The sequence below is a fragment of the Chelativorans sp. J32 genome, assembly GCF_000518985.1.
In the GTDB taxonomy this organism is placed as follows: Bacteria; Pseudomonadota; Alphaproteobacteria; order Rhizobiales; family Rhizobiaceae; genus Chelativorans.
In genome coordinates this window covers 240,020-259,829 of sequence record NZ_JAEQ01000004.1, presented here as the reverse complement: position 1 = coordinate 259,829, position 19,810 = coordinate 240,020, and the positions used below count along the sequence as shown (strand labels likewise).

Here is a 19,810-nt window from a genome sequence, read left to right as displayed (position 1 = left end):
CGCCTCGTCAGGCGACTTCCCTGCAGCCGGCCATCTTCCGGACCGTACCCAACTCGCTTGGACGCAGTTGCTCATCGGCCATTGCCGATCGCCTGCCCTGTCGATCGAACACATGAAGTGCTTGAGGCGCGACGTGGAAAAAGCCTGTATCGCCCACCCTGAATCGGGGGGGCTGGTGGATTGTCAGGAACAGCTTTGCGTCAGCAGCCTCGAGCTCCAATATCCAGCTTCCCCCTGTCGGCAGAATTCCCGAAATCCTCATCTCCCCGGAAAGGTGACCTGCGGGCAATTCGGCCCTGCTGGAGACGGCTGCGATCGCTTCCGGCCGCAGTCCGACCGAGCCGATCTCCGTAAGCTGCGGGTAGTGACTGGTGAGATAGTCCTGCGCGAGCGCTGTGAGACCGGTTGCCGGCCCCGTGTCCATCTCGATGATGTTGATCGGCGGGCTGCCGACGAATTCCGCGACGAACCGGTTGGCCGGCCGGTCGTAGATATCGTTCGGCGTGCCCACTTGCTGCAGCTCGCCCTCGCTCATGACGGCGATCAAGGTGGCAAGCGTCATCGCCTCCCACTGGTCATGGGTGACGAAAACGATGGTTGTCTTGAATTCCTCGTGCAGCCGCTTGAGCTCGGCGCGCATTTCGAGGCGCAGCCGCGCGTCGAGATTGGAGAGCGGTTCGTCCAGGAGCAGAACATCCGGGTTTACTGCCAGCATGCGCGCCAATGCCACGCGCTGCTGCTGGCCGCCTGAGAGCTGCGACGGGTAGCGTTTGCGATACTGCTCGATGCCCAGCGTGCGCATCACGCGGTCCACGCAGGCCTCCCGCTCAGCTTTGGAGACACGGCGCAGACGCAGGCCGAAATCGATATTGCGCTCGATCGTCAGGTGCGGCCAGAGCGCGTAGCTTTGGAACACCAGCCCCATCTCCCGCCGCTCCGGCGGCACGAAGGTGCCGGAGGCGACGCAATCAACCACCCGGTCGCCGATGGCGATCCGGCCCGCCGAAAGGTGCTCAAGGCCAGCAATCATCCTGAGCGTGGTGGTCTTGCCGCAGCCGGAGGGACCCAGCAGGCACATGAACTCGCCGTCGCCGATCTCCAGGTTGAGGTTGGACACGGCGTTGGCAGCGTTTGCGCCATAGCTCTTGTCTGCGTTCTGCAAAGCAATGGTAGGCATGATCCTCCCTCAGCTCCCTAGTCCGTCGGCCAGATTGGTTCTTGTGAGTTTCTGGGCGAGAACGGTCCCGAAATACGCGATGCCGGCGATGATCAGGACCACGGCATTGGCGGCCTGCGTGTAATTGTAATCGACCAGACGGAGCGAATAGGTGGTGAGCACGTCCGTTGCCGGTACCGCCAATATGACGAAGAGGCTCAGCCCCTTGATGCCGGAAATGAACGGCAGCAGGACGCCCGTGACCAGCGCGCCCTTCTGGATCGGCACGATAATGGCGATCATGCGCCGCAGCCACCCCGCGCCTGCGATCTGTGCCGCCTCCTCGGGGTCCTTGCCGAGCTGCATCATGGCGGAAATTCCGGCACGCGAGGCGTATGGCATCTGGTCGGCGACCAAGGCCAGCATCAGGATCGCCGCGGTGCCGTAAAGCGCGGGAATGGGGCCGCGCTGGACCGCAAAGAGCGAGAGGTAAGCCGCGGCAAAGGCGATGCCAGGAACGAGATACGGCAGGAACGTCACTTGCCGCAGGAAGCCCGAAAGCGGCCGTACCGGCGTGCGAACCACCACGTAGCCAACGAGAAGCCCCAGCAGTCCGGAGCACACTGAAGCGGTGCCCACGATCCTCAACGTATTCCAGGCCGCCTGCCAGAGATCGGGCGTCAGGAGCACGCCCTCACGCAGCGCCACCGTATCGAGATTGCGGCCGATCCAATAGTCGAGGGTGAAGTTGGACCATGAGAAATCCGCCGGAAGCTTCATCACCGTGGAGAGGAAAAGTGTCAGGATCGGCAGGCCGACGGACAGCACGAATATGAGGGCCGCAAAGACAGTGGCAGGCAGCCGGAATATGCCGAGCGCAGTGCGGCGGGCCATCGCGCCCTTGCCGCCGACCGTAACGAATTTCCGCGCTTCGCGGACAAGCCGCGCATCCACGAGAAGCGTGATGATGCCGATAAGCATGATCGCTCCTGCAAGCACCGCCGCCACGCCGGTCTGCCGGGACGAGATGCTGCGGTAAAGCGATGTGGCGAGCACGTCGTATTTGACGGGCAAGCCCAGCACATAGGGAACACCGAACTCCCCGAGACATTTGGCGAAAATCAACACCACCGCGCTCATCACGGAGGGCAGCATCAGCGGCAGCATGATCTTCCAGGCCACCGTGTAGGGTCGCGCGCCGAGGACGCGAGCCGAATCCTCGAGTTGCGAATCGAACCGACGCAAGGCATTGCCGAAAAGAAGGATGACGAAGGGCGTGTAGTGCAGTGCCAGGATGATGGTGATCGGCACCTGTCCGTAGGCCAGCCAATCGGGTGGCGAGAAGCCGAGGGTCTCGAACCAACCGAGCTGTCCGCCAACCGAACGGTTCTTGAAAAGGGTGGTCCAGGCAAGCGCGAAAGTCCACGCAGGCAGCATGTAGGGGACGATGAGCGCAGTGGCGAACCAGCGCCGCGCGAACATATCGGTGCGGCTCAGGAGCCAGGCCAGGATGCAGCCGATCAGCACGGACACACCGATTGCGCCGAAGGCGACCGAAAGCGTGTGGTAGAGCGGAAGCCAGAAAAGATCCTGCGCCACCGGCGAGAACATCGTGCGGTTTACATAGTAGAGCGTCCACTCGCCGATAGCGGCGCCGATCCGCCTCTCGTCGCCGAACTGCACGCGACCCGCGTCCATCAGAAGCGAAAGAATCGGGACGACGATCAGATAGGTGAAGAGTAGCGCCATGAGCACGCCGATGAGCGTGGTTGGCTCCCGCAGGGCGATCCGGGCCTTGTAGCGAAGCTGTCTGCCGCGCGTCGGCCGCGAGAACTCCACCGGTCCCCCGGCCGGAAGCGCTCTCCTTCCGTCGAAACTCATCGCCCACACCACATAGGATGTGCGCGAAAGGCCTCTGATGCGTCTCCCGGCGCAAAAACCTTTGGCATTTTTCCTCCCAACGCACGGACGCTCGGCTCCCGGAAGCACTCTCCCGCGCCCCTCCTCCACCGGCCGCGAGCATCCTGGTGACAGGATTGTCCGGCGGATATCGACTGTCAAGCGATTTTTGCACAGCTGTGCACAGCATGCGCTAGAGAATTTTCGCCGTCTTGTTCGTCCATGTTAATCTACCGTGGGCCGAACGGAGAGGAGGCTCGTTCCTTTCTTGCACAGGAGTGCACCGCAAACTTTAAAATCAACAGCCGCATGCAAATCGAGCGGATCTGAGACCGAAGGAAGTTTTCGAATGTCTCACTTGTCTGCGCGATGACTTTAAGCTTGGCGTCGCTCCGACCGGCGAAGATGCCTAGCCAACTGGGCCGACGTCCTTCAGAACGCGATTACGCGCCTAGCAATTCGAGCGCGGACTCGCGCCTCTAGCAGAGCGGCCTAGCGGAAAACCCAAAATCTCAGGCAGGCAAATGAAATAATCGGCCAAGCCAAAGCGAATGAGAGCCCTATCAATTCGAGAGGAAGTTCGGTCCACCTGCTCATCGCCGCTACATAGAATGAATTAAGAATGACGCCTGCCACAACGATTGATAAAAAACGCCACGAGGTCTGCGCATGGGGCCTTTTCGCGGTGAAGGACCAGTAGTAGTTGAGCAGATAATTGACGGCTGTTGCGATCGTGTAGGCTGCTGCGTTGGCCAGCACGGAATGTTGGGGGATTAGATGCACGAGGGTCGCGAGAAGACCGATATAGACGAAGACCGACGCCCCGCCGACGATTCCGTAGCGCAGGAGTTGCGCCATGACCGGTCTTTTAAGCAGTCCAGCAATGTTCGTAATCATGCTGCCATCGAAAAGGTAAAGCTTATTCTCCCTCTGCACAATGAGGAAACGAACATCAAGGCCGTCGCCGTCGAAGCTATGTCAGCCCTCAAGGAGGCCGGATATAAGCCCTCGATCCTGCTGGTAGACGACGGCAGTACCGACTCGTCAAAGGACGTAGTTGAGTCTCTGTGCGAAAGTCATCCAGAATTCTCCTACATTTCTTTCTCCAGAAATTTTGGCAAAGAAGCCGCCATTATGGCCGGCCTTTCAGAAGCCGGGGAAGATTTCGATGTTCTTGCTTATATGGACAGCGACGGGCAGCATTCCGCATGGGATCTCGTGCGCCTCATTAAGGAAGCGGAAGACCCCTCGATCGATATGGTGTGTGGCGTAAGAACTGATCGCAGCTACCAGACAAGGTTCGAACGCTGGATGACAAAGGGCTTCTACAGACTTTTTCATCACCTAAGCGGACGCCCAATTGATGAAGGCGCTGGGGACTTCAACGTTTTACGTCCGAAGGTCGTGCACGCGCTCCGCCAAATCCCTGAAGAATATCCCTTCATAAAGGGCTTGGTTGGATGGATCGGGTTCAGAAGAAAGCTCGTACCTATCATCATTCGCCCGCGCAGAGGTGGAGAACCCAAATCCATCACTAGGAAAAAGTTCACGCTTGCCTTCGGCGCCTTCCTTTCTTTCAGTTCATGGCCATTGCGCGTATGGTCATTGGTCGGGGCATCAGTGGCTCTTTTGGCGTTCCTTTACCTTGTCGTAGTCTTGGCCGAGACCCTTATGAGAGGGCGCGACGTTCCCGGTTATGCTACGATTGTCGCCCTCATCCTCTTCTTTGGAGGCGTTCAACTCCTGTCGATTGGGATTGTGGGGGAATACATCGCCCGTATCTACGATGCATCAAAACATCGCCCGAGATACATCATTAGAGATCGGAGTTAGCGACAATCCATTGGTTCTGTGGCTGGCATAACACTCGGCTGGAGCATACTTCCTCGCCTGCTCCAAGTTGAAATTGGATAGTGGCGTAGACGAAAACTGAACGACCACTATTCGCGGTGGCCAATTGATTATCGTCGCAATTACAGTCAGGCATATATCTCGCGAGATAGCATTCTGGCCAATTGTTCCTAGGCTAAATGTTGGAAACTGGACTAGACTTCCGCCGACGCGGCGCGAACAGGTTCATAGAAAAAAACGTATCCGCCTTCGTGAAGCGAAGTCCCCCAACCCCCTATCAAACATTATTGGGAAGCTCACAAGAACGGTATAGGCGTGAGCAAGTAGCGCCACAAAACCGCAGTTCTTCCACTCAGGTCAAAGTCGATTGCGCCAGCGAGCAACAAGGCGACAACCATCTCGGTAATTATAAAGCGGTTAGAATAAGAATAGACCATCTGACAACGTTAGCCGTCCCCCTCCTCCTCTCTCGCAGGTACAATCCAATTGCGATCACTATCAGGAATTGCGCCAAAGTTAGGTGCCCGATCCTGTAGACGAGGACAGGCATTTGCACGTTGAGACCAACTGCAAGCATCAGTGGACCCAGCTGCCCTCACTCGGCTTTACGATAACAGCAAAGAGCGGAATTGCGTCAGTGAATGCTACAGTTGTCCCGGCAGGCCGCTTCATCGAGTTGATCCGCGATAGCGGCAATGCCCATAGCCATCACGGAAGGTCCAGAAGAGAGCCGCCGCCAATCCTTCTGGTTCGCGGCGCCCTTGTTCGATCTATCCCAACCCCTGAAGCTCTTCAGGGCGTGTTTAGAATGTTTGGGCGTTACAACGGTGGGCCGACTTACACGTTGTTTGCAATAGCTTGTTGCTACCGCCTCTTAGATCGCGCACGACCCAGCAGAGACGATGGTAGCAGCAATACTTCCTCTGGCGGCCGTAAAATAGTGCCAACAGCCGGATTCAGCGCAGGCGTTCTCCGCAACCAGACCACGCCATTGACGACCTCGAAAAGCTGCCCACCCTGGAGGAGAATGTCGTGTCGACATTCTGGGTCTTTTCACGCGTCATGCTTCGCAGGGCTGCAGAATGCTGCTCTTCCGGCTCCCTAGCCAGACCAGCGCCAAGCCGGCAGCGGCGAGAACGCCGCCGGCGATCGAGACTGAGGCATAGCCCAGGCCAAGGCTGATGACTCCTGCCCCCATCGCGGCCCCGAGCGCGTTGCCAAGATTGAAGGCTCCGACATTGATCGAGGAGGCAAGGCCCGGCGCTTCCGCCGCAGCCTGCATCACCCGCATCTGCACCGGCGGAACAATCGCAAATGCCGCCGCGCCCCAGAAGAGGAGACCGACTGCCGCCCCCACATGACTGCCGAAGGCCAGCGGAAGGACCAACATGATTAGGGCAAGCGCACCGAGGAACATCTTGGTCGCGCCGTCGAGCGACCAGTCTGCGAGCCGCCCGCCCAGCCAATTGCCGATGGTGAAGCCGATGCCGATCAACGCCAGCCCGAAAGTGACGAAGCGGCCTGACGCGCCCGTGAGCGTCTCAAGGGTGGGCGCGACATAGGTGTAGAGCGTGAACATCGCGCCGGCGCCCATGACGGTGGTCGCCATGGCAAGCAGCACCGAAGGCCGGGTGAGCACGCGGAGTTCGTGCTTCACGTCCGGCATCGCACCGCGCCGGCCCTTCGGAAGAGCGACCCAAAGCGCCGCGATGGCTGCGATGCCAATCAGTGCCGTTCCGGCGAAGGCCATGCGCCAGCCGATTTGCTGGCCGATCCAGGTGGCTGCCGGCACACCGCCTATATTGGCGATCGTCAGCCCCATGAACATGGTGGCCACGGCGCTTGCCTGCTTTTCTTTTGGCACGACGCTTGCCGCCACAACCGCCCCCAAGCCGAAGAAGGCGCCGTGATTGAGGCTCGTCACGAGACGCGCAGCGAGCAGCGTGAAGTAGCCCGGCGCCATCGCCGACATCAGATTGCCGATGGTGAAGATGGCCATCAAAAGGATCAGCGCCGTCCGCCTGCCGAAACGGCTGAAGGCCAGCGTCATGATTGGCGCGCCGACCATCACGCCGATCGCATAGGCGCTGATGAGGAGCCCCGCCGTTGGGATCGAGACATCGACTCCCTGCGCAATGACGGGCAGAAGCCCCATCGGCGAGAACTCGGTCGTGCCGATGCCGAAGGCGCCGATCGCAAGAGCGAGAAGCGCCAGACGGGCGGACAAGGTTTCTTCGGCCGTCGAGACATGGGTGTTCATGATCGATGCTCCTTAAGCGTCCCAAGCGGGAGCAAGGCCGGGCGGGCTGACGAGCCGTCCGTCGGAGCGGGCAAGCCCGGCGATGGCGGCCATGTCGGTTTCGTCAAGGGCGAAGTCGAAAATCTCGATGTTTTCGGCGACGCGTGCTGGGTTGGCCGTCTTGGAAAGGGCGATATGGCCCTGCTGGACCAGCCAGCGCAACCCAATTTGTGCGGCGCTCTTGCCATATTTGGCGCCGATCCGCTGCAGCACCGGGTCCTTCGGCACTGCGCCGTCGGCCATGCCGTAATAGGCCGTGACGGCGACACCGCTGCCCTGTGCGGCCGCGACAAGCGCGCGCTGCGGCAGATAGGGATGCAACTCGATCTGGTTCGTGACGATCGGCGCCCCGGAACGTTCGACGGATTCCCGCATCTGCGCGATGTTCTGGTTGGAGACACCAATGAACCGGGTTTTGCCGGCGGCCTTGACGGCATTGAGCATCTCGATCTGTGCCGCGACCGGAACCTTGTCGGCCGGCCAATGCAGAAGAAGGAGGTCAACCTGCTCGACCTTCAGCTTGTCGAGGCTTTCGTCAACCGAAGCGGCGAACCTGCCGGCGCTGTAGTTGTCGACCCAAACCTTGGTGGTCAGGAACAAATCCTCACGACGGACCCCGGCGCGCCGCAGCGCGCGGCCAAGCGCGGCTTCATTCTGGTAGATTTGCGCGGTATCGAAATGGCGCAAGCCCGCCTCGATCGCCGTGGGGATGATGCGCTCTACCTCAGCCTCGGACATACGGAAGACGCCGAAGCCAAGAGCGGGGATGGCCGCGCCATGAGCGGTGACGGTTTGCATTGCAGAATTCCTTTTGGATTGGTTGGGCGGCAGCGTTAATCAGGCGACGCGAAGGAGTTCGAGGGTGGGAGCGATTGCATACCACCTCAGATAAAGTGCCTGTTCCGACTTGATAATCACTTCTGTTTCCACATCATCTGTGAAACGAAATCATAGCTGAGGCATGCATGGACAACCGGATCGGCGAGATGCAGGTTTTCCTGCGCGTGGTGGAGACGGGCAGTTTCTCGGAAGCCGCGCGGCATTTGCGCATGACGCCCTCTACGGTCAGCAAGCTGATCTCGCGCGTGGAAACGCGGCTCGGGGTGCGTCTTGTCGAGCGCTCCACCCGGCGTTTGTCTCTGACGATGGAGGGGCAACTCTATTATGAGCGCAGTCAGGCACTCCTCCAGGATCTCGACCTGATCGAGCGGGAACTTTCATATGGGGCCACGGCGACCGGCGGTACGGTCCGCGTCAACGCCTCGGTCGCATTGGGGGTGCTGGGCCTGGAGCCGCTCTTGCCCGAGTTCTGGCGCACTTATCCCAATATCGTCGTCGATCTATCGCTGTCTGACGAGATCGTCGATCTCTATCTCGATCGTACCGACATCGCTTTCCGGGTGGGACCCCTCCCCGATTCCGGTATGATGGCGCGCCGGATCGGGGTCGCCCGCCGGAAGATTGTGGCGGCGCCCTCCTATCTCGGCCGCTGCGGGACGCCGCGCAAGGTCGAAGACCTCTCCCGGCACAATTGCCTGGGCTTCAACTTCCGGCGCGCTGCACCTGTCTGGCCGCTCAGGCAAAGCGGGCGAACGGTCGATCGCGTGGTGAATGGATCGCTGCTCGCCAACAATGGCGAGACGGTGCGGCGCATGGCACTCGCCGGCGTGGGGCTTGCCCGCATGGGCGACTATCATGTGCGGGCCGACATTGCCGCTGGCCGTCTGGTGGAAGTGCTCGCCGATGTGATCGAACCCGACGAAGAAGAGATTCACGCCGTCTTTCTTGGAGGGCCCAGAATGCCGCAGCGCGTGCGCGCCTTTCTCGATTTCGTCGTGCCGCGACTGCAGCAGTTCCTCGGCGACGGCGAAGAAGGCCGATGAGGCCCCGTTAATTCATCACCGGCCTTGCTAAGGACAAAGCCCGGGTGGCGCCCCACTCGAGCGCATGAGCGCCTTAGATAGATGCTTCCGTTCATTTGAGGATCGGCAGCAGAAATGGTCCGACGAGACGCGCCTCCATTCAAAGTCGTCGTTTCCGCAGCGCAATGACGTGAATGCGTCCCCATACCGGACATTCCGACATCTCACGCTTTTATCCAAGACCGACATCAGGCCTAAGGTTTTTACCGATTTGGGGTGGTTTCCTGCCAGTCCGCTATGAAACGCCATTACTCTAACGAGGACGAAGGCGGGTCAGGAGGATGATGCTCGCAAGGCTTCATCAAGCGACCTGCGCCCATTGCCAGCAAGCCAGGACGCGAAAGTCAGCAGGTCGGGATTGATTTCGCGCATGAATTTCAGATCGACCTGCTCGGCAAGCGGCCCGTCTTCCAGGCTCTTTGCCATATGCGCGAGATCAGCGTTTGCAGCGAGAACGTCGTCGGGAAAACGTTCATAGGTTATCGGGCAACCGGCTGCTTCGCTGAAGGCTGCCTCAAGCTCGCGCCCGGTCAGGCGGTCGCTCGCGATCTTAAGCGTCCTGCCGCCGAAACGGGGCCTGTCGGCGAACACTGCAGCAACAAACCTGCCGATGTCTTCCACTGCGGTAAGCTGAATGGAATGCTCCGGTCGGATCAGGGACACCAGCCGGCCCTCATCCAGACCGAAGCCGGGTCGCACCAGCATTTCCATGAAAATCGTCGGCCGGATGATGGTCGTAGTCATGGCCAGTTCCCGAACATGTGCTTCGATACGAGGCTTGGCGTCGAAACGCGGAACACCTGTCAGTTCATTCCCCACGCTGGCGCCCGACGAGTAGACAAAATGGTTGATGCCGGTTTCAGCAGCGATATCCGCAATCGAAATGCCATGACGGACTTCGTCCTCGGCGGCCAGGTTGGCTGGCAGTACGCTAAAGACACCGTAAGCGTCTTTCATCGCTGAGCGGATAACATCGGCCTCTTCAAATGAACCCTGCACAAGCTCGACGCCTGCATTCCGCAATTGCAGCGACGCAGCTTTGGTGGAATCCAGAACGAGTGCGCGAACAGGCCATCCCGCCTTCAACAAGGCTTTGGCGACTGATCCTCCCTGCCTTCCGGTAGCGCCGAAAACCAGAATGGGGTGTTTGCTATTGGTCACTTGAAACCCTCGCGTTAAACAAGGGCCATCCATATATACGAAAAATGTTCGGTCGGAAGACGGCACATTTTTCAGCATCAGGCACAAGGATGATACTCTTGGACAAAGAGATCGATGCCGGCACATTGCGCGGATCAGAGAACGACAGACACTTCAGACCCATCCCGTCAAACGGGGTCTGCAGCCTGCTGAGTGACAAATGGACTCTGCCGGTTCTTTGGCGTCTTTCGCTCGCGAAGGATCATCGGCTCCGATTTTCAGCTTTGAGAAAAGAGGCCGGCGAAATCACCCACCGGATGCTGACGCTCACGCTGCGCAATCTCGAGCGCGAAGGATTTGTCGTACGTCACTATTTCCCCGAAGTGCCGCCGCGTGTCGAGTACGAGCTGACGGAGATCGGCCAAGGTGCTTTGCGCGCCCTTGAGGGATTTAATTTCTGGGTCCACGACAATCTGGACTCCATCAAGGCGCGCCGGCGCGCTTACGACCAGGCGGAGTTATAAATCCAAATCCCCGAAATTGGCTCAGATGTCGGCCCAGGTTGGCAACGCTCGGCTACGCCCGCTTTCAGCATCGTCGATCGTTGCCCTGGACGGCCGACTTGGGGTCGGCTGCTGAATGGCAGCTTTCCCAGTTTCTCAGCCCGAACCGGACGGTTCGGAATCGGCCCCATCCTGTCACTCTCGCTAACTGATCGAGCGGCAGCTTTCGGGAGACCGCCACAGGTCTTTGAATGGCCGAGATGGGGGCGCAAGCGGACGCCGGCATCACCGAGATGCTCAACGGCAGCTCATTGATTGTCCCCGGACCGGACAGTCCGCTCTGGGCCCTTTTTCAGGCACAGTTTGCCTGTCGGCCTTACGCCGCCGAATCGGACTTGCGCTCGACGTGATAGGATACTCCACAACGCTGGCATGCGCCGCCGGCAGTTGCCGAACGAACCGACGCCGTGCTTGGCAACTTTGCTGCCGCATCGAACATCCCGCATCCTTGCAACGGGAGCGGGATATTGCCATATCCAGCGCAGCGGACCGGGCCCCTGGCGAACTTCTTGAAGCGTCGCGATGTCGGACCGTTTGGATATGCGCCCGCTTTGCGACGGTCGTAAGCGGGCAACTGGAGGAACGGTGCGATGATGCGCTTCGGACGCTTTCGATTTATTGCTCTTCTCTCGGCGGCCTTCGTCGCCATGACACTAGTCTCAGTGGACTTTGCCGAGGCGCGTCGCGGCGGCAGCTTCGGCAGTCGCGGCCTTCGCACGCAGCAGACGGTGCCGCCCACACGGACCGCCCCGAACCAGACCGGTCCCGTCGAGCGCAGCATGACGCCGGCGCCGAACGCGGCGACGCGTCAGCAGCAGACCATGGGCCAGCAGCAGCGACCCGGCCTGTTCAACGGACTGGGTGGCGGACTGATGCGCGGCATCCTGATCGGCGGTCTGTTCGGCATGCTGCTCGGCTACGGCTTCGGCGGCATGGCAGGCGTCCTCGGCTTCCTGGTCCAGTTGCTCCTGATCGGCGCGCTCATCTGGCTGGCGATGGCCTTCTTCCGCTCGCGCAGCCAGCCCGCCGTTGCGGGCGGCGCACCTGCGCCAGAGCCGGCCCGCGGCCCAGATTTCGGGCAGCGCTCCCAGCGCGATGCGGCACCTCGATCTGCGCCTGCCCGATCGTCTGCCGGATTCACACTGCCGCGGATCGGAGGCGGCGGCGCGGTGGCCGCGACACCGCAGATGACCGACATCACCCTCGACCCCGCCGATCTCGACGTGTTCGAGCGCCGGCTGGGAGAGGTGCAGCGTGCCTTCGCGGATGAGGATCACGCCGCTCTCCGTCGCCTCTCGACGCCCGAGATGGTCTCCTACTTCTCCGAAGAACTTGCCGACAACGCCAAACGCGGCGTGCGCAACGAGGTATCCGGCGTGCGGTTGCTGCAGGCGGATATTGCTGAAGCGTGGAACGAAGGCGAGGAAGATTACGCTACCGCCGCCTTCCGCTATGAGGCGATCGACGTCCTGCGCGACCGCGTCACAGGTGCCTTGGCCGGCGGCGTTGAGGAGCCGACCGAGACGGTAGAGCTTTGGACCTTCGTGCGGAAAAACGGCGGCGAGTGGAAGCTGTCGGCGATCCAGGATGTAGACGCTCAAGGCGCCTGATCTGCTGGTCCTGCCACAATATTAAGCGACCAGCTTTTCGGTAAACGGGTCGACCCATCGCCAGGTCAGAACCTTGTCTCCTGATTTGCGTCTAGTCGAAACGGCCGGTCTATGCCGATGCCTATTCTTAGATCGGCGCAGACTGTCAATCCATGGCCTTTGCCAGCCATGGAGGTGCCCCCGGATCTCGCACGCAGAACTGTTCGATAGGGGCCGGGATGCCTGCCGCGGCAGGCCTGGTTCATGCGCTCCTTGTGTGTTGGCGGGTGAGCCTAGCCTGCAGGAGGACAACCGCCAGCAGAAACAGGCCACGAACGACGGATTGCCAGGCGGCGGACAGGGAGATCCAGCCTTTTCCGTTCTCGAAATTCAGCACGTTGAAGAGGATGCCAAGCAGGAGCACGCCGGCGAGCGTGGTCAGCACCGAGCCGCTGCCCCCGGTGAGCAGCGTGCCGCCGACGACGACGGCGGCGATGGCGAAGAGCTCCCAGCCCACGCCTTCGGTCGGCTGGCCCGCGAAGCCCAGCGCGGCCAGCAGAACGCCCGCCATTCCCGCCAAACCGCCGCTTGCCAGATAGACGAGGAAGGTCACCCGCGCCACCGGCAATCCCATCAGCCGCGAGGCATCTTCCCCGCCGCCGATGGCGAGCACGGTGCGTCCCGTGCTGGTGTAGTTGAGCAGGATCGCGCCGAGCAGGTAGGCGATAATAGCGATGGCGGCCGGCACCGGGATGATCCACAACATGCCGTGGCCGACCAGCATGAAACCGCTGGTGGGTGAGATCGGGACCGACGTCTGTTTGGAAAGAAGCAGGGCAGCGCCGCTCGCTGCCAACAAGGTGGAAAGCGTCGCGATGAACGGCATGATGTTGGCGCGTGTGACCAGGAGCCCGTTGACGAAGCCCACAAGCAGCCCCGCCCCTACCCCGCCGCCGATACCTGCTGCCATGCCATAATGGCTGGCCATCGCCGCGGCCACGCTGCCGAGCGCCGCCGTGGACCCGACGCTGAGATCGATACCGCCGGTCATGATGACGAAGCACATGCCGAGCGCAATCAGCGCGAACATGGCGTTGTAACGCACCACGGTCGTGACATTGAAGGCGCTAAGAAAATTGTCGTATCGCCACCAGCCGAAGAGGATAAGCGCAGCGAGCGCGATGAGAACGCCGTACGTGCCTACCAGCCGGGCATACTGAGCGCGGTTCATGCGCGCCTCTGCTGCTGCAGCCAGACTGCGAACGCGATGATTGCCGCCTTGACGATCAGTGCCGCCGCATCCGGCACGCCGTTCGCAAGCAGGGTATAACGGACCAGTTGTATGGTGAGCGCCCCGAGCAAGGTGCCGAGGATCGTCGCTCGGCCGCCGACGAGCAGCGTGCCGCCCACGGCCACTGCCGCGATGGCGTCGAGCTCCATGCCGAGCCCGACCAGGTTGGCGTCGCTGGCCGAGTTGATGGCGATCACGACGAGGCCTGCTATTCCTGCGCAGAACCCCGAGATGGCGTAGACGGCGAGCTTGGTGCGTTTCACGGCGATCCCGGCGAGCTCTGCCGCCCGTTCATTGCCGCCGGTGGCGAGGATGGATCGGCCGAAGCGGGTGCGGCGCAGCATCCATGCCGCGATGATCACCAGCGCAACCATGATGATCACCTGAACCGGGATGCCGAGTGGCCGGCCGAGGCCGATCCACTGGAATTCCGGCACGCGGAAGACCTGCAGGTTGGAATTGGTCATCGCCTGGGCGATGCCGCGGCCGGCAATGAACAGTATGAGCGTCGCGACGATCGGCTGGATACGGAATTGCGCGACCAACCAGCCATTGAACAGACCGCACAGCGTCGCGGCGAGGATGGCGGCCGCCATGCCGACTGCGACGGCCAGGGCGACATTGCCGCCGAAGACCGGGCTCAGGAAGATCAGCGGCGCCAATGCGCCGGCGATCGCCATGATCGAGCCGACCGACAGGTCTATGCCGCCGGTCGCGATCACCAGCGTCATACCGGTGGCGACGATGACGATGGTGCAGACCTGGGTCAAGTTGACGTTCAGCGTTTGCAGCGTCGCGAAGTTGCGGGTGAAGAACAGGTTGAAGACGATCAGCAGCAGAAGTGCGATCAGCGTTCCGTAACGTGCCAGGAAGCCGAAGAGGTCGAAGCTCGCGGCAGGGCGGCTGTCGCTGCGGCTCGAAGCAGCGTCAATCATTGCGCGGCCTCCTGATCGTGATGCGCGACATGGCCCTGCGCCATGGCGGCGAGGATGCGCTCCTCGGTGATCTCCTCGCCGGAGAGTTCAGCCACCGTCCGGCCCTCGCGGAGCACGAACACCCGGTCTGCACCTTCGACCACCTCCTCGAGTTCGGAGGAGATCATCAGTACTGTCAGACCGCTATCTGAAAGCGAGCGGATCAGGCGCTGGATTTCGCCTTTCGCTCCCACGTCGATACCGCGCGTGGGCTCGTCCAGGATGAGCACGTCAGGGTTCATCGCCAGCCAGCGGGCGAGCAATACCTTCTGCTGGTTGCCCCCCGAAAGTTCGCGGATTTTCTGCGCCGGTCCGGAACACTTGATGCCAAGTTCCTTTATAAAGCGCTTCACCACCTCGCGCTGGCGCTTCTCGTCCACGACGCCGTTGCGGCTGATCCGGGGCAAGAGCGCAAGCGTCATGTTTTCGGCAACGCTCATATCGGGCACGATGCCTTCCATCTTGCGGTCTTCCGTTACGAAGCCGAGGCCTGCGTCGATGGCATCGCGGGGGTGCGCCGGGGCGAACGGCCGCGCTCCAAGCGACATGCTGCCGGCGCGAGGACGATCGGCGCCGAACACGACGCGCGCCGTTTCGGTACGGCCGGCGCCGAGCAGACCGGCGAAACTGGCGATCTCGCCGCGGCGCAGCCGAAAGCTCACGTCACGGACCGCCTGGCCGGCCGCAAGGGATTCGGCGACGAGCACGACATCGCCCTCACCGTCCGTCGCCGAGCGGCTGAACGCCGTCGCATGACCGGCGACCTTGCTCACGTCGCGGCCGAGCATCTGCGAAACGAGCTCGAGCTTCGTTATTTCGGTCATGTTCGCGCTGCACACCGTGCTGCCGTCGCGCATGATGGTGACGCGGTCGCAGACTTCGTAAAGCTCATCGAGTTTGTGCGAGACGAAGATGACCGACACGCCATTCGTCTTGAGCTGACGGATGACGTCGAAGAGGACGCCAACCTCCTGCTCGTCCAGCGAAGAGGTCGGCTCGTCCATGATCACGAGGCGCGCCGAGAACCCGATCGCCCGCGCAATCGCCACCATTTGCTGGGTCGCAGTGGAGAAATCCATGAGTGGCCGGCGGACGTCGAGCTTCACCCGAAAGCTGCTTAGAAGACGCTCTGCTTCTTGATGCATGGCGCGCCAGTCGAGCAGGCCGAAGCGCCGCTTTTCGCGCCCCAGGCAGATGTTCTCGGTGACGCTGCGCAGCGGCACCAGGTTGATCTCCTGATAGATGGTGCTGATGCCGCTCGCCTGCGCCTGCTGGGGGGAGTTCGCCTCCAACGGCCGGCCAAGGTACGTCACTTCGCCGGCGTCGCGGCGGTGATAGCCGGTCAGCACCTTGATGAGAGTGGACTTGCCGGCGCCATTCTGGCCGATGAGCGCGTGAACCTCGCCGGGCCTGACCTCGAGCGAAGCCTGCCTCAGGGCCGGAATTCCGGCGAAGCGCTTGTCTATGCCGCGCATGGAGAGCAGCGCGCCGTCGATCATGAGCTTGTTCCCCTCGCGGGAAGAGTAGAGCAGGCTGCGGCCTAGCGCCAGCCGCGGCCTGCACCGTCTCGTCAGTACGCGGTGTCCAGCAGCTTGGCCGCGTTTTCGGGCGTATAGATCTGGTCCGGATTGATGATCACCGGCGGGATCTGTTCGCCATTGGCGTAGGCTACGGCAGTGTCGAAAGCCTTGGGTCCGAAGCGCGGATTGCACTCGACCACGGCTTCGATCTTGCCGTCAACGACCAGCTGCACGGCTTCTCGGCCGCCGTCGATCGAGAACACCAGGCAATCCTCGCGGCCGGCCTTGCGGCCGGCAGCCTCGAGCGCCGCGATCGCGCCGATCGCCATCTCGTCATTGTGGGCGTAGATGACATTGGCTTCCGGGTGCGCCTGCAGCAGGGTTTCTGCGACCTGCCGTCCCTTGTCGCGGGCAAAGTCGCCCGACTGCGACGCCACGATCTGGTAACCCTCATGCTTGGCGAGGTACTCATCGAAGCCTTTCTTGCGGTCGTTGGCCGGAGAGGAGCCGACGGTGCCCTCGAGCTCGATGATGGTCTTCTTGTCGCCGTTCATGTTTACGAGATATTCGGCGATCCGCTGGCCTTCTTCGATGAAGTTGGAGCCGATGAAGCACACATAGTCCTCGCCGGGTTTCGCCAGGCTCTGGTCGACGTTCCGGTCAAGCAGGATCACCGGGATGTTCGCGGCCTTGGCCGCCATGATCGCTGGTATCAACGGCACTTCCTCGCGCGGGGCAAGGAAGATCAGGTCGACCTGCTGCGCGATCATGGAATTCACATCGGCCACCTGTTTGGCTGCGGAACCGGCGGCATCGGTATAAACCAACTGCCACCCGCGCTTGGCCGCTTCGTCCTGCATGGACTTTGTCTGAGCCAGACGCCACGGATTGTTCGATTCCGTCTGGGCAAAGCCGACCTTGTAGGTGTCCTTCTTGGGCAGGGGCGGCGCCGCAGCAAAGGCGCGCCCTGCCATCGAGGCTGCAGCCGCTGCCGCGGCTGATGAAATCAGCAGTTTGCGACGGGTAATCATCTTGTACTCCTCCCTATTGTCCTGGACATGTATTCCTCCCTGTTGTCCTGGATGGTTTTCTATGCACGCCTCAGCAGCCGGGGTCCCCTCTCCTCTCTTCGTCGCCGGCCGCGCGCGTATATGTCGCATCAAGCCACACAGCGGACCTCGGTATCGATGCCAGAGCTAGCTGCCGACTGGCTCTGAAGGATGAAGCTCGCACAGCGGTCCCCAAGCATCATGGCCGGCGCGGCGGTATTGCCGGAATTGATGTTCGGACAGGCGGACATATCGGCAACGCGAAGGTTCTCGATTCCTCGAACGCGCATGGCCGCGTCGAGAACGGCCATCGGATCGCCGTCGACGCCCATGCGCGCCGTCCCTGCCGGATGATAGTTGGTCTTCACGGTCTTCTTGCAATGGGCCGCCAGCGCCTCGTCGCTCAGATCGTTCGGGTCCGGCCTCAGTACCCGGTCGATGCGGTTGCCGAGCGGCGGGTTCTGGAATGCGCGCAGGAAGAATCTCTGACCGGCGATCATCATCGCCATGTCATCGCTGTGCTTGAGCAGATGCGGCGAAACGATGGGCATGTCGGCCGGATTGGCCGAGGCCAGCCTGACGAAGCCGCGAGACTTCGGCTTGGTCACCACCGTCGTCACGGTGACGCCGTATGTAGGCTTGATGAGCTGCAGGAGGTCGCGGTCGAGATAGACGAAAGGCACGCAGAAGGCCTGAATCGTCGGCTCCGCATCGGGATCCAGGGGATTGACGAAAGCACCCGCCTCGACGCCGGCGGAGGTGATGACGCCGGTTCCGAACACCTTGAACTGGATGCCGTGCATGAGCATGCGCCATCCGCTGGTGTGTGTGAAATAGCCGTAGGGGCCGTTGCATGTCGCAAGGATCGGGACCTCGGGATGGTCGATCAGGTTCTGTCCGACGCCCGGCAGATCGGCCACCACATCGATGCCGTGTGTCCTGAGCTCGTCTGCAGGGCCGATGCCGGACAGCATCAACAGCTTCGGAGTGACCAGCGCGCCCGAGGAGATGACTATATCGGCATCGGCGAAGGCGGTCCTCTCGACCTGACCGTCGCTATAGGTCACTCCGACTGCGCGCTTGCCCTCGACGACAATTCGGCGGGCGGCGGTATTCAGCTTCACCTTCAGGCGCGGATCCTTGCGCAGCGGCTCTATGAACGCATAAGCAGCGCTGCTGCGTTTGCCGCGTCGGTTCATGAACTGGTAGAAGCCGACACCTCGTTGGCTTTCTCCGTTGAAGTCGTACGTAAAGGGAACGCCGAGCCCCTGCATGGTCTGGACGAACCAGCGCGAGACGTCATCGATATGGCCGGGATCTGAGACGAGCAGAGGCCCATCGCTGTTGTGCCGCTCGTCGTAAAGCCGGTTGTTCCCTTCCATGTTGCGGAAGTGCGGCAGCACATGCCGCCAGTCCCACCGCACGCCGGCATTGTTGCCGCGCAGGAGTTCGTCCCACTCGTCGTAGTCCGACGGCCGCCCGCGCATATAGACCTGGGCGTTGACCGAGGTCCCGCCGCCCAGCACATTCCCCTGGCTGATCTCGTGCACCCGGCCGTCCAGATGTTCCTGCGGCGTCGTGCGGTGGTACCGCATGAACTTGCTGCCATTGATCATCTTGAAGATGCCCGGCGGCATATCGAGCAGCGGATGATGATGGGACGGGCCGGCCTCGAGCAGGAGAACGCGCCGGCCCGCCTCGACCAGCCTAGCGGCTGCGACGCATCCGGCCGCGCCGCCTCCGATGACGATGTGATCGTATCCCTCACGCATCGGCCGGCCCCGCGTCTGCAGCCGGATCGGCAAAGGTGCCGCGGACATATTCCCATGCGGCGCCTAAGTGGTTTTGAAGTGCCCTCTCGCCCGCATCAGGGTCCCGTTCGACGATGGCCTCGCAGATCTCTCGATGACTGAGATAATTGATGCGGTTGCGCTCCGGGGAGCGGAGCATCCGCTCCCAGTGCGGCGCCAGCCAGGACGTGAACGCCTTGTGCAGCGCGGGGAATACCGGGTTGCGCGGAACCTGGTAAAGCACGCCATGGAAGGCCACGTCCGTGGCGTAAAAGCGTTGCGAGTCCGGTATGGCCTGTTCGTTCGCCGCCAGGGCGGAGCGGAGTGCGGCAATATCCTCCCTGCGGGCGTGAAGCGCAGCGTGCCTCACCAGCGCCGCCTCCAGGAACACCCGCACGTCGTATAGGTTCTTGACGCCGCCGCTGCTGCTCAGGAGATGCGAAACGATGCCGCCGACGGCCGACAAGGCCGCATCATAGCCCGGGCGTCGGACGACGGGCCGGAACCGGTGGCGCGCTTCGACCAATCCACGGCTCGCAAGGCGCGCGATGGCCTCGCGCACGACCGTTCGGCTGATCCCATATTCCGCCATCAACTCTCGCTCGGCAGGAAGAAAGGCGCCGTCCGGCCATTCTCCGACGGAGATGCGGGATTCGATATGCACGACCACGGCATCCGCCGCGCGCGCCGTGGCGCGGGAGACGGTCTCGCTCGGCAGCTCGGGCTCCTCCAGCATGCGTGTTCCTGCCGTTGCACAGACATATTTG

16 protein-coding genes are annotated in these 19,810 nt (G+C 61.7%); 4 read left to right on the top strand and 12 right to left on the bottom strand.

The window, feature by feature from the left end; all coding sequences use genetic code 11:
* Window positions 1-7: 7 nt before the first annotated feature.
* The 3 genes from CHEJ32_RS24245 to CHEJ32_RS28040 form a co-directional block, all read right to left on the bottom strand.
* The gene (locus tag CHEJ32_RS24245) at window positions 8-1,177 is read right to left on the bottom strand and encodes an ABC transporter ATP-binding protein (RefSeq protein WP_051469552.1); all 1,170 of its coding nucleotides are present in this window, start codon (window positions 1,175-1,177) and stop codon (window positions 8-10) included.
* 9 nt (window positions 1,178-1,186) lie between these two features.
* Window positions 1,187-3,037, bottom strand: coding sequence for an iron ABC transporter permease (locus CHEJ32_RS0108565; protein ID WP_028033499.1), 1,851 nt, complete (start codon window positions 3,035-3,037; stop codon window positions 1,187-1,189).
* 510 nt (window positions 3,038-3,547) lie between these two features.
* Window positions 3,548-3,913, bottom strand: a complete 366-nt coding sequence (locus tag CHEJ32_RS28040; protein WP_198023840.1) for a GtrA family protein — start codon at window positions 3,911-3,913, stop codon at window positions 3,548-3,550.
* Between CHEJ32_RS28040 and CHEJ32_RS24240 the strand changes: the two genes are divergently transcribed.
* On the top strand, window positions 3,833-4,888 hold the full coding sequence (locus CHEJ32_RS24240) for a glycosyltransferase family 2 protein (RefSeq protein WP_084032729.1): 1,056 nt from the start codon (window positions 3,833-3,835) through the stop codon (window positions 4,886-4,888). The genes CHEJ32_RS28040 and CHEJ32_RS24240 overlap by 81 nt on opposite strands.
* 1,078 nt (window positions 4,889-5,966) lie before the next feature.
* On the opposite strand, the gene CHEJ32_RS0108550 is transcribed toward CHEJ32_RS24240, so the two are convergent.
* The gene (locus CHEJ32_RS0108550; RefSeq protein WP_028033498.1) at window positions 5,967-7,166 is read right to left on the bottom strand and encodes an MFS transporter; all 1,200 of its coding nucleotides are present in this window, start codon (window positions 7,164-7,166) and stop codon (window positions 5,967-5,969) included.
* 12 nt (window positions 7,167-7,178) lie between these two features.
* Window positions 7,179-8,003 carry an aldo/keto reductase gene (locus tag CHEJ32_RS0108545; RefSeq protein ID WP_028033497.1) on the bottom strand — a complete coding sequence of 275 codons (825 nt, stop codon included), beginning with the start codon at window positions 8,001-8,003 and terminating at the stop codon, window positions 7,179-7,181.
* 167 nt (window positions 8,004-8,170) lie between these two features.
* Here CHEJ32_RS0108545 and CHEJ32_RS0108540 point away from each other — a divergent pair, with 167 nt between their 5' ends.
* Complete coding sequence (locus tag CHEJ32_RS0108540) at window positions 8,171-9,088, top strand: LysR family transcriptional regulator (RefSeq protein WP_028033496.1); 918 nt, start codon at window positions 8,171-8,173, stop codon at window positions 9,086-9,088.
* 312 nt (window positions 9,089-9,400) lie between these two features.
* Here CHEJ32_RS0108540 and CHEJ32_RS0108535 read toward each other — a convergent pair whose 3' ends face one another.
* Window positions 9,401-10,366: an NmrA/HSCARG family protein gene (locus tag CHEJ32_RS0108535; protein ID WP_245261039.1), complete on the bottom strand. Its 966-nt coding sequence runs from the start codon at window positions 10,364-10,366 to the stop codon at window positions 9,401-9,403.
* An 11-nt stretch (window positions 10,367-10,377) separates the two neighbouring features.
* On the opposite strand from CHEJ32_RS0108535, the gene CHEJ32_RS0108530 reads away from it, so the two are divergent.
* Together CHEJ32_RS0108530 and CHEJ32_RS0108520 are read left to right on the top strand one after the other, a co-directional pair.
* Entirely contained in the window at window positions 10,378-10,791 is a 414-nt protein-coding gene (locus CHEJ32_RS0108530; RefSeq protein WP_028033494.1) for a helix-turn-helix domain-containing protein, read from the top strand.
* A 629-nt stretch (window positions 10,792-11,420) separates the two neighbouring features.
* Window positions 11,421-12,440, top strand: a complete 1,020-nt coding sequence (locus CHEJ32_RS0108520; protein ID WP_245261027.1) for a Tim44 domain-containing protein — start codon at window positions 11,421-11,423, stop codon at window positions 12,438-12,440.
* A gap of 241 nt (window positions 12,441-12,681) precedes the next feature.
* On the opposite strand, the gene CHEJ32_RS0108515 is transcribed toward CHEJ32_RS0108520, so the two are convergent.
* The 6 genes from CHEJ32_RS0108515 to CHEJ32_RS0108490 form a co-directional block, all read right to left on the bottom strand.
* Window positions 12,682-13,650 (bottom strand): ABC transporter permease, encoded by a 969-nt coding sequence (locus CHEJ32_RS0108515; RefSeq protein ID WP_028033492.1) that lies wholly within the window; start codon window positions 13,648-13,650, stop codon window positions 12,682-12,684.
* The gene (locus CHEJ32_RS0108510; RefSeq protein ID WP_028033491.1) at window positions 13,647-14,645 is read right to left on the bottom strand and encodes an ABC transporter permease; all 999 of its coding nucleotides are present in this window, start codon (window positions 14,643-14,645) and stop codon (window positions 13,647-13,649) included. The genes CHEJ32_RS0108515 and CHEJ32_RS0108510 overlap by 4 nt, the downstream gene beginning before the upstream one ends.
* Window positions 14,642-16,183, bottom strand: a complete 1,542-nt coding sequence (locus tag CHEJ32_RS0108505; protein WP_028033490.1) for a sugar ABC transporter ATP-binding protein — start codon at window positions 16,181-16,183, stop codon at window positions 14,642-14,644. Before CHEJ32_RS0108505 ends, CHEJ32_RS0108510 begins: the two co-directional genes overlap by 4 nt.
* A 71-nt stretch (window positions 16,184-16,254) precedes the next feature.
* Window positions 16,255-17,235 (bottom strand): ABC transporter substrate-binding protein, encoded by a 981-nt coding sequence (locus tag CHEJ32_RS0108500; RefSeq protein ID WP_028033489.1) that lies wholly within the window; start codon window positions 17,233-17,235, stop codon window positions 16,255-16,257.
* A 128-nt stretch (window positions 17,236-17,363) separates the two neighbouring features.
* Entirely contained in the window at window positions 17,364-19,025 is a 1,662-nt protein-coding gene (locus tag CHEJ32_RS0108495) for a GMC family oxidoreductase (RefSeq protein WP_028033488.1), read from the bottom strand.
* A complete protein-coding gene (locus CHEJ32_RS0108490) occupies window positions 19,018-19,779 on the bottom strand; it encodes an FCD domain-containing protein (protein WP_028033487.1) in 762 nt (253 codons plus the stop codon). Before CHEJ32_RS0108490 ends, CHEJ32_RS0108495 begins: the two co-directional genes overlap by 8 nt.
* Window positions 19,780-19,810: the final 31 nt, after the last annotated feature.